Annotated in this window: 16 protein-coding genes and 1 pseudogene; 6 read left to right on the top strand and 11 right to left on the bottom strand. The window is 45.1% G+C overall.

Translation table 11 applies throughout. The features are described 5' to 3' along the window. Nucleotides 1–151 precede the first annotated feature (151 nt). The 10 genes and pseudogenes from U4956_RS00075 to U4956_RS00035 all read right to left on the bottom strand — a co-directional run bounded on the left by U4956_RS00075 (nucleotide 152) and on the right by U4956_RS00035 (nucleotide 5,055). Nucleotides 152–475, bottom strand: coding sequence for a hypothetical protein (locus U4956_RS00075; RefSeq protein ID WP_323088072.1), 324 nt, complete (start codon nucleotides 473–475; stop codon nucleotides 152–154). Beyond that, on the bottom strand, nucleotides 438–722 hold the full coding sequence (locus tag U4956_RS00070; protein WP_323088071.1) for a hypothetical protein: 285 nt from the start codon (nucleotides 720–722) through the stop codon (nucleotides 438–440). Before U4956_RS00070 ends, U4956_RS00075 begins: the two co-directional genes overlap by 38 nt. Before the next feature lie 614 nt (nucleotides 723–1,336). Next, nucleotides 1,337–1,444: pseudogene (locus U4956_RS00065) on the bottom strand (IS607 family transposase); the annotation flags it as partial. 216 nt (nucleotides 1,445–1,660) lie between these two features. Then, nucleotides 1,661–2,413 carry a transposase gene (locus tag U4956_RS00060; protein ID WP_323088070.1) on the bottom strand — a complete coding sequence of 251 codons (753 nt, stop codon included), beginning with the start codon at nucleotides 2,411–2,413 and terminating at the stop codon, nucleotides 1,661–1,663. A gap of 59 nt (nucleotides 2,414–2,472) precedes the next feature. Continuing rightward, nucleotides 2,473–3,168: an IS110 family transposase gene (locus U4956_RS00055; RefSeq protein ID WP_323088069.1), complete on the bottom strand. Its 696-nt coding sequence runs from the start codon at nucleotides 3,166–3,168 to the stop codon at nucleotides 2,473–2,475. Nucleotides 3,169–3,582: 414 nt separating this feature from the next. Then, nucleotides 3,583–3,912: an excisionase family DNA-binding protein gene (locus U4956_RS00050; RefSeq protein WP_323088068.1), complete on the bottom strand. Its 330-nt coding sequence runs from the start codon at nucleotides 3,910–3,912 to the stop codon at nucleotides 3,583–3,585. 20 nt (nucleotides 3,913–3,932) lie between these two features. Next, a complete protein-coding gene (locus U4956_RS00045; RefSeq protein ID WP_323088067.1) occupies nucleotides 3,933–4,067 on the bottom strand; it encodes a hypothetical protein in 135 nt (44 codons plus the stop codon). Between the two features lie 99 nt (nucleotides 4,068–4,166). After that, complete coding sequence (locus U4956_RS14350; protein ID WP_416347403.1) at nucleotides 4,167–4,253, bottom strand: hypothetical protein; 87 nt, start codon at nucleotides 4,251–4,253, stop codon at nucleotides 4,167–4,169. Nucleotides 4,254–4,523: 270 nt separating this feature from the next. Next, the gene (locus U4956_RS00040) at nucleotides 4,524–4,844 is read right to left on the bottom strand and encodes an ATP-binding cassette domain-containing protein (RefSeq protein WP_323088073.1); all 321 of its coding nucleotides are present in this window, start codon (nucleotides 4,842–4,844) and stop codon (nucleotides 4,524–4,526) included. Between the two features lie 10 nt (nucleotides 4,845–4,854). Beyond that, the gene (locus U4956_RS00035; protein ID WP_323088066.1) at nucleotides 4,855–5,055 is read right to left on the bottom strand and encodes a hypothetical protein; all 201 of its coding nucleotides are present in this window, start codon (nucleotides 5,053–5,055) and stop codon (nucleotides 4,855–4,857) included. Nucleotides 5,056–5,355: 300 nt separating this feature from the next. On the opposite strand from U4956_RS00035, the gene U4956_RS00030 reads away from it, so the two are divergent. From U4956_RS00030 to U4956_RS00010, 6 genes are all read left to right on the top strand, one after another. Continuing rightward, nucleotides 5,356–5,628 (top strand): hypothetical protein, encoded by a 273-nt coding sequence (locus tag U4956_RS00030; RefSeq protein ID WP_323088065.1) that lies wholly within the window; start codon nucleotides 5,356–5,358, stop codon nucleotides 5,626–5,628. Continuing rightward, the gene (locus U4956_RS00025; protein WP_323088064.1) at nucleotides 5,622–5,870 is read left to right on the top strand and encodes a hypothetical protein; all 249 of its coding nucleotides are present in this window, start codon (nucleotides 5,622–5,624) and stop codon (nucleotides 5,868–5,870) included. The genes U4956_RS00030 and U4956_RS00025 overlap by 7 nt, the downstream gene beginning before the upstream one ends. A gap of 575 nt (nucleotides 5,871–6,445) precedes the next feature. After that, nucleotides 6,446–6,598: a PTS transporter subunit EIIB gene (locus tag U4956_RS14345; protein ID WP_416347402.1), complete on the top strand. Its 153-nt coding sequence runs from the start codon at nucleotides 6,446–6,448 to the stop codon at nucleotides 6,596–6,598. Then, complete coding sequence (locus U4956_RS00020; RefSeq protein WP_323088063.1) at nucleotides 6,564–6,797, top strand: hypothetical protein; 234 nt, start codon at nucleotides 6,564–6,566, stop codon at nucleotides 6,795–6,797. Before U4956_RS14345 ends, U4956_RS00020 begins: the two co-directional genes overlap by 35 nt. Nucleotides 6,798–6,851: 54 nt before the next feature. Next, nucleotides 6,852–7,118, top strand: coding sequence for a hypothetical protein (locus U4956_RS00015; RefSeq protein ID WP_323088062.1), 267 nt, complete (start codon nucleotides 6,852–6,854; stop codon nucleotides 7,116–7,118). After that, the gene (locus tag U4956_RS00010; protein ID WP_323088061.1) at nucleotides 7,115–7,456 is read left to right on the top strand and encodes a hypothetical protein; all 342 of its coding nucleotides are present in this window, start codon (nucleotides 7,115–7,117) and stop codon (nucleotides 7,454–7,456) included. The genes U4956_RS00015 and U4956_RS00010 overlap by 4 nt, the downstream gene beginning before the upstream one ends. Nucleotides 7,457–7,819: 363 nt before the next feature. Here U4956_RS00010 and U4956_RS00005 read toward each other — a convergent pair. Continuing rightward, nucleotides 7,820–8,239: zinc ribbon domain-containing protein (locus tag U4956_RS00005; RefSeq protein WP_323088059.1), on the bottom strand; the 420-nt coding region annotated here is incomplete at its 5' end.

Below are 8,239 nucleotides of genomic sequence, written 5' to 3'. Positions count from 1 at the left end.
GATGATGTGCCCAATATCCGAGTCTGCTTTGAGAACTAAGGCAATCTCTTCATTTGTGATTGTCTTTAAATGATCCTGGATTCTCTGGGACTGCCTGCGAAAGTGTTTGTTTCCTCTTCGGTTGTTTTCCTCAATCCGCTTAGCTTTGCGTCTAAGGGCATAGATCTGGTCTTCCAGTTTCTTTTTCTCGTCTTCTGCATTTTGATTGTGGATCGTTAAGCAAAAACTGGATCTGGTCTGCTTCTTTTAAGGCATTTTTCCTGCGGTCTCGAATCCGGTTGCGCTGGATTCCCCGCTGGCTGAGAAAATCAGAAGCAGAATAGCTGAACTGCTTGAAGGTTGTATGGTCAAGCGTTTGAGCCGCCTTGCTCTTTTTCTCTTTCAGTTCTTTTTCCTTCTTGGCAAGCTTTTCTTCTTTTAAAGAAGCAGAAGCCATATCATGGGAAGTGCTGAGCAGTGACGTGATTCCCGGCATCCATCCCAACCTTTGTCTCTGACTGGTTCGGGCGGTTTCTGACTTCAACCATTCTCTGGAAAACTAAGCATTTCCTGTCCCGGTCATAGACAACAGTAAGATTGCTTCTCGTCTTGCCTGTTTTGGCTGTATAAAAGATTCCTTTCAGTTCAACCTTGAATTCTTTCTGGCTGCCTAAGCTGTGCATAGAAATAAAAGTCGTTCCATTTTTATGCTGGATGCCATATCCATTCTTATCGATCTTCATCCATGTATTTTATTCGTATGAACTGGCCGAAGGTATTGCCTGTATCTTCTTGCTGCATGGGCAATGAGTTTGTGGAGCCGCTTAGGATCGCATTGCCGCAGATGGCCATTGATCTCTTTGTTTGAAAATTTTTGGGACTTCAAACATTCTTTTTTGAAGGATCTTCTTGAAGACTTTGGGAGATTTAGCCACGTACATAACAACTGCCGCTTCATGGGCCGTCATCTTGTAATCTGCATACAGCTCTTCCTGAATCCGCCTGAAGATTTCTTCATCCATAGACTTGCGGTTCGCTACTGCAGAATGCAAAGCCATTGTCCATAGCCAGGATGGAAGCATTCCATCAGGAAAAGCGACCCAGTTACTTTTGCAACATGAGTCGTGATGTCTTTTAACACCTGCTTTTGCTTGCGCAGATCGTCCCGGATCTTTTCTGCACTTCGTCCATAAGAATTGATGGAACAGGCAATAGGAGAGAGCAGGTTATAGGTTTCCATGTAAGCAGTAAACAAATTCTCGGCGAACATCTGCTGGTCATCATTCAATTGATTGAAACCATCTGAATCGTTTTCTTCGATTTGCTCATCTGCTCCATCTCCTCGTATTGTATGAGAGTACCGTTTACTTTCCTCAATGATTTTTTTGTTCTTATTACTTCTGGAGCCATACAGCCGTCCTGAAAATACAGTGATGATCGCAATCAAGTCATCTGTTAATTCCTGGGCGCTGTTTCTTTCTTCGCCCTGGTTAAGAACTACGATTTCTGTATCCATCTACTTTGAAAATTCAGCCCCTCAGGCCCCCTTGCCAGTACCCTAAAGTCGAAATCACATATGTGCAGGGGGGCCTGAGGGGCTGGTCTTGCTACACATTGATTTATGATTAATTCTTTAAATTTTTAAAAAGGTGTAGTACCCCCTTTCCCCCGTTAGTTTCAATTAACTAGCGGGTATTATGTCGTATTTGATTAGTTCACTGCTCCCTGATTTGACATTCTTTTCGGAAATGTGAAGACTCTTTGCAGTTTTAGCTTTCTTGATGGTAGGGGGATCCGTTACTAAGACTTCTCCAGTAAAATGGTCAAATACTGCTTCTTCTTTAAGATTCTTTTCGTAGAGATCAGCACTGGTATTGACCGTTTCAAGAAGTTCTTCGCGATCCATTCCCATTGCCAGCAGGGATTGAACGTTGGTTCTAAGCTTTCGAGCTTCTTTGGATTGCGATACATTATTTGGAATGAATTCCTTGTTGCAGTCTGTGGGATGCCAGATAGCTTTCTTTTTAAACATGTGATAAATCGATACTAAAATCTTTCGGGCTATGGCGACTATTGCTTGTTTTGGTGTCATCCGCTGCTTCAGGCTTTCAAACTTAATCTTGTAATAAGGAACCTTCTTCGATTTGACCGCTGCCCAGGCCACTTGAATAAGTGTTGGTTTTAGATTAGCTCCACCTTTGGTTACGTGTTTTGAAAACACTTTGCCAGCAGATTCATTGCTTCCTGGAGCCAAACCAGCCCATTTAGCGAACTGAGATGCAGTCTGGAAATGGCTCATGTCTACTCCAATCTCAGCCAGAATCGTTCGAGCGCTTACCCGACTAATTCCAGGCACAGTTAAAAGCAGATCAAAATATGATCTGAACTCACTGTTGATTAAGTTCTGCATCGTCTGATCTAAATCTAGAATCATTTGATCCAGTCGCTTGATATTATCCAGAAGCGTTACAATCTTCTTCTTTGCCCAATCATCTATTTTATCCCCCGGCAAGCCTTGAGAATATCTTCCCTTGAAGACTTACATTTTCTGTGTACGCAAGCCATAATCTGATCATCTGTGCAGTCTTCATTTGATATAATCAGATTGGTAATCTTTGTCGCAGAACTGCCTCTGATATCAGAGAAAACTGTATCGAGTTTTAAACCGTGTGAGGCGAAGCAGGCTAGAAGTACGTTGTGTTCAGCGGTCCGATTCTGGACATAATTCTTCCTCATTCGGCTCATTTCTCGCAGATTCCTGATATTTTGTTCTGGAATATAACTGTTTCGGGTCATTCCATTTCTATAGAGGTCACAGATTCGTTCTGCATCTTTTCTATCATCCTTCTCATTCTTTACCAGGGACAGCCATTTAGGATTGCACACACTTACTTCTTGCATGGCTCGTTCAAGAGCGTTAAAGACCGGGTGCCAGTATACACTTGTCGATTCCATGCATACATTGGTACAATCCAGGTCAATTAACCAATCTTTGAACTGTTCAAGATCCTCGTTAAAGATTGGGAAGGATTTTTCGTATTTCGTTATTGTCCCATCCGCATTGACTATTTTTGCGCAAGCGACAAGAAACTTGCTGTGAACATCGATGCCACAAGCATGGGTAAGGACAGGTTTCTGAGAAACAGTTACTGGCCTATGTGTTTTTGTCGAAGATTTGGCTCTTCTCATAGTTAATCTCCTCCAATTTAATATAAGAAGGAGCTATCAGAAGCGTTGCGAACGCAACAACTATCAAACATTAATTAGTAAGACGATGAAATCTACTTTACAGCCTCTAAGGACTTCTGGCATGTTCTCTGGCGCTTCTGATTGTGCAGTCTTTTTGACTGCCTTGATCATGAATATGAAATCCACAAAAGATAAAACGCACTTATTAACTCCTCTTACAGATTAATTGTAATGGATATATCTTATGAACTGAGTCCTTTATTGAGTTCGATTCACCCATTTTCATTGCGGCATGTGGCCGAAGGCCATGGCGTCTTTTTGGCAATATATTCAATCAACTCAAAGCCAAAACGAAGAAGCCTGTCTTTGTGGGTAATGACAATATGGCTGATCTTCGATCCAGTAAAAGATCGATCATTTTAAAAGCCCCGGCTTTTTGTAGTTCATCCCAGATCCAATATCTTCAATGATTTGATATTTCCAGCCTTGCTTTTGCATATAGATTTCAACCACATCTGCTTGTCTTTCAAGGTCATCTTTTCTCTTTTTGGTTGAAACCCGGCAATAGCCAACAGCCATTCGTTCAGGAAGAGCAGGAGCTTTGCCAATGTATTGATCCATTTCTTCCTGGTCAAACATGTAGTGTCCGCCAATAGAGCGATGGGCAGGCATTCCATCTTCAATCATTTTGTATAAGGTGTGCCTGGCAACCCCAAGGTATTTGCAGGCTTGTGACGTCTTCATCTCATAAATTTATAATAACGCTAGACTTTGACCAGATACAGCCGGCGCTTTTCCCCTCCAGAAAGCCGCTCTATTGGCAGATACTGTTTGTTTTTATCAAACAAGAAGCGTTCAAGCATGGCGGAAGCACTCAGTGTACCATCGAGTGTATCCACTTTCGCCGCCGTTTCTTCAATATAGTCCGCACCCGTTTGGACTGGTCTTCAATGGGCATGATCTGGCGGAAATAGCCGATCTTGACAGTTGATCCAAGATCAAAGCGCCTTGTGTTGGCTGGAGCAGGCAGCTACCAGATTCAGGAAGGTCGACTTGCCAGATCCATTCGAACCGACAAACGCAATGCGGTCAGTGCGTTACAGTGGTAGGAAAAAACGGAAAACAACCGCTCCCCTCTGGATAAGCAAACCCGATTCTGCCATTCCAGCGTTTTTTGCCCAGTCGCTCTGCCGCAAAGTTCAGTTCCATATTCTGATTCTGAATCCGGGTGCGCTCTTGGCGCAGTTGTTCCAAAGCGGTCCAGACGGGATTTCGATTTGGTTGAACGGGCCTGCACACCGGCACGAACCCATTCGAGTTCTTTGCGATACAGGTTTTCCGTTTTCGAGCGCGGTTCACATCTTCCTGCATCCGCTGGTTACGGGCTTCCAGGTAATCGGAGAACGTGCCTTCATGAGAATACAAGGTTCCAGATCCAGCTCCAGAATCCGAGTGCAGGAACGGTCCAGGAAGTAGCGGTCATGGGTAACTGTAATGACAGTCTGTTTGGATCGCGACAGCCAGTTTTCGAGCCAGCTGATCATTTCAATATCCAGATGGTTGGTCGGCTCATCCAGAAGCAAAAGATCAGCACGATCGGCCAGGGCCAGAGCCAGAGCGAGACGCTTTTGCTGGCCGCCAGATAAGTAAGCAATTTTCTGATCAAAGTCATCCAGTCCAGTCTGGTCAGAATGGCTTTGAGTTCATACTCTTCTCTGGATCCTTTAAAGCACGATTCTGGGCCTGCATTTCCTGCCATGGTTTCCTGTTCAAAGACAGGACTTTGGCAAGCATATGGGTTTTCATTCCATTGGTGCGAATCATCTTGCCCTGACAGGTTTCAATGCCGGCCAGAACCTTTAACAGTCGTCGATTTGCCGCAGCCATTCATTCCCACCAGACCGATCTTTTCCTTCACGGGCATCTAACGACTCATGATTCAAAATCACTCCATTACCATAATCCAGATGGAGTCCAGAAGCAGAAAAAAAAGCATACAATCACCTCAAGCAATCATTATGCGCGAAAAACGCCTGAATTCAAAGTTATCCGGCAAACTGCCAGACGCATAGAAGCCGGGATCTTTGCAGCCAGGCGGATGAAACAGCCGGAAACTGTTTTTCATGCGCAGCATGAATTCATAATGAAGGAAAAACAAATGAAAGCGAGGACCTTAAGATGCTTGTTATGCAGAAAATCGAAGAAATCGCCTATAAAAGTTCTGGCTCCACCCGGACGATCGGCGAATTTCTGATCATCAATCATTCCCGCCTTCAGGACTTTTCCATGCAGCAGATTGTGGATGAAACCTTCACTTCCAAATCCACTCTTTCCCGCTTCGCCAAATCATTAGGCTTTGATGGCTGGAAAAGCATGATGGAACAGCTGCTGAAGCATGATGGAACAGCTGCTGGAAGAATCTCATTTCATTACGATTCACCATGCCGCTACGGATGCTAATATCCATTTTCGCCTGGGAGACCCTGAACCAGATTGTTCCAGCGATCGCCACCCTGATGACAGAGACGATTCTGGAAACCATGGATCTGCTTCAGTATGATCAGCTTGAACAAGCCGAGGATCTGATCATCCACAAGAAAAAACTGCTCATTCTGGCCCAGTCCCCAAACTTCTTTGAGGCACAAACTGTTTGCCCGCAAACTGCTGGCAATCGGTCACAATGTTATTCTCCCTCATTTTGATACCGGACTTTTGGTCTCTTCGATGAACGAAGATACAGTCTGCATGATTTTCCTATTCTGGAAACAATCCAGAACGTTTTCCTGTCAATAAGCTCGACCTGCTGTTGGAAAAAGCGCATCCCAATAATCGCTCTGACTGGTCTTGGCGACAGCATTGTGCGCAACAAAGCAACCGTCGTTTTGGATAATCGCCCCCGCGAACGACTGTATTCCAAGATTGCAAACCTATGCCACAGAAGAATCCATCGCCTTTTTGTTGAATGACTTGTTTTCGGGTGTTTTTGCTTGCAGCTATCAGGCTAATCTGGAGCATCGAATCCTGCAGGGCAGACGTGGGAAAAACGGTTTACGAACTATTTTGACATGCGCGAAGATCAATGATCTTCGCGTTTTATTGTTTGGTTTCATCCATCGGCCAAATCGCCCCTGATTCTGGCACAGAGCGGTCTGAAAATCCAGCCAGAAGCTTTCTAGAATAAAGTGTAAAAAACAAGAAAGCAAAGGAGAACCCCATGACTGCTAAGTACCAAGAACTCGCAAAAAAAGATTGTGGAGTATGTAGGCACAGATGAAACATCATCTCACTCCACCATTGCCAGACCCGTCTTCGTTTCAAACTGAAAGACACGTCCAAAGCCGATCCAAAAAAGATTTCAGATCTCCTGACGTGGTTCAGGTCGTCGACAAAGGGGGATGTTTCAGGTTGTCATCGGCATGCAGGTCGGTGAAGTCTATGAAGAAGTCGAAAAACTGATCACCCCAAAAACCGATTCTGGCGCATCCACACAAGGCAAAGAAAAAAAGAGCGCCTTTGATATCGCTGCTGATTTATCTCCAGTATTTCTCCCCGATTGTCCCTGCTCTTGCTGGGGCGGGCATGGTCAAAGCCCTGCTGGCCTTATTGATGGCCTTCCACTGGATCGATAACACATCCAATCTCTATATATCATCAACCTGATCGGGGATGCAACCTTCAGCTTCATGCCAGTTCTTCTGGCCTATACCACAGCGAGAAAACTGAATTCCAACCAATTCTTGGTGCTGTTACAGCCGGAATCCTCTGTCATCCAAACTGGACCGCTCTGGTTGCAGCAGGCGAGCCTGTTACTTAGCCGGCCTGCCGCTTTACCTGTCCGCTATACCGGATCGGTTATTCCAATCGTTCTGGTGATGCTTGTCCAGGCGCCGCTTGAAAAGTTCCTGAACAAAAATGTTCCCCAGGCCTCCGCCTGGTTGTCGTTCCGATGATCGAACTGATCGTAATGGGTATCTCTGGATTCTCCATTCTTGGCCCGTTAGGCGACTACGTCGGCCATATCTTCACCTTCATCTTCAGCCTGTCTGAAAAAGCAGGATGGCTGGAAGCCATGTTAATGGGCGGGCCTTTACTCCCCATTGGTTATCTTCAGTCTTCACCATGGTCTGGCTCCACTTGGAACATGCAGATGTCCCAGATGGGCTACGATGGAATCTTTGGTCCTGGTGTTCTTTGCGCCAATATCGGTCAGGGTATGGCTTCTCTGGTCAGCGGTCTGACTTCTAAAAACAACAGAACCCCTTCGTTAAATGAGGTTGTTTATCCCTGATAGGATAAAACGGTTACATCCCTGTCTGCGAACAGTGTTCGGCATTAGCCGGCGGGAGAAGGGTTAAGATACAAGATCCTTATCTAAGCCCCGCTTTGAGGACCAAAACTCCCGAAGGGAATCCAAATCCAAATTTTATGGGATACAGCCCAGTATCGCAGTACTGGCATCCCGCATCCCCCTTACCGACGCAGGACCAGCCTGAGCTTTGGCACAATCCGAAGATCGTTCCGCCGCCAGCTTCGGCAGGGGGGAGTAAACAAATATGAGTTCAAAACTCATATGGGATTTTTCTATGTTCGTGCCTGTGTTCGCACTTGTTTTTGGTTCGTATTTTTGTGCAGAAAAACTAATTACGCAGGGTTAGGCGATTTTGCACTGCTTAACCCTTTTAATGATGCAATAAGGCTGCAGAGTCTGGTTATAACATTCAGATCTTTTTTCATAAAACTGCTGGACCGTTTTTCTTGGAGTCCATTTGGTGACTTCAGGATGATTTTCATACATCCAGACGAGGTTATGGGCGGCGTTGATATCTGCATTGAACTGTCCATGCAGCTTACAACGCGCATTTTCATAATGAGATTTGTCTCTTTGGATTTTGCTTCCGCAGATATGGCAGTATTGGGAACTGTAAGCCTGGTTGACATACGAAGTTTTAATTGACTTCAATCCAGCTTTGTATTCCACTCTTTCCTGCAAGAGGCCATAAATCCAGCCTGACAGCCTGCGGTTTAGTTTTGACCAGGTGCTTGCCTGTCCCCTGATGTCCAGGTTTTCCAT

Origin of the sequence: Allobaculum sp. JKK-2023 (assembly GCF_034745455.1) — a bacterium.
Classification (GTDB): Bacteria; Bacillota_I; Bacilli_A; order Erysipelotrichales; family Erysipelotrichaceae; genus Allobaculum.
This window is presented reverse-complemented; position numbering and strand designations above follow the sequence as displayed.

What these genes read in the sequence shown, in the direction of transcription:
- U4956_RS00075 (WP_323088072.1), bottom strand. Translation starts at nt 475, where the DNA reads ATGCCGGGAATCACGTCACTGCTCAGCACTTCCCATGATATGGCTTCT.
- U4956_RS00070 (WP_323088071.1), bottom strand. Translation starts at nt 722, where the DNA reads ATGAAGATCGATAAGAATGGATATGGCATCCAGCATAAAAATGGAACG.
- U4956_RS00060 (WP_323088070.1), bottom strand. Translation starts at nt 2,413, where the DNA reads ATGATTCTAGATTTAGATCAGACGATGCAGAACTTAATCAACAGTGAG.
- U4956_RS00055 (WP_323088069.1), bottom strand. Translation starts at nt 3,168, where the DNA reads ATGAGAAGAGCCAAATCTTCGACAAAAACACATAGGCCAGTAACTGTT.
- U4956_RS00050 (WP_323088068.1), bottom strand. Translation starts at nt 3,912, where the DNA reads ATGAAGACGTCACAAGCCTGCAAATACCTTGGGGTTGCCAGGCACACC.
- U4956_RS00035 (WP_323088066.1), bottom strand. Translation starts at nt 5,055, where the DNA reads ATGGCTGCGGCAAATCGACGACTGTTAAAGGTTCTGGCCGGCATTGAA.
- U4956_RS00030 (WP_323088065.1), top strand. Translation starts at nt 5,356, where the DNA reads ATGCAGAAAATCGAAGAAATCGCCTATAAAAGTTCTGGCTCCACCCGG.
- U4956_RS00025 (WP_323088064.1), top strand. Translation starts at nt 5,622, where the DNA reads ATGCTAATATCCATTTTCGCCTGGGAGACCCTGAACCAGATTGTTCCA.
- U4956_RS00020 (WP_323088063.1), top strand. Translation starts at nt 6,564, where the DNA reads ATGTTTCAGGTTGTCATCGGCATGCAGGTCGGTGAAGTCTATGAAGAA.
- U4956_RS00015 (WP_323088062.1), top strand. Translation starts at nt 6,852, where the DNA reads ATGCCAGTTCTTCTGGCCTATACCACAGCGAGAAAACTGAATTCCAAC.
- U4956_RS00010 (WP_323088061.1), top strand. Translation starts at nt 7,115, where the DNA reads ATGATCGAACTGATCGTAATGGGTATCTCTGGATTCTCCATTCTTGGC.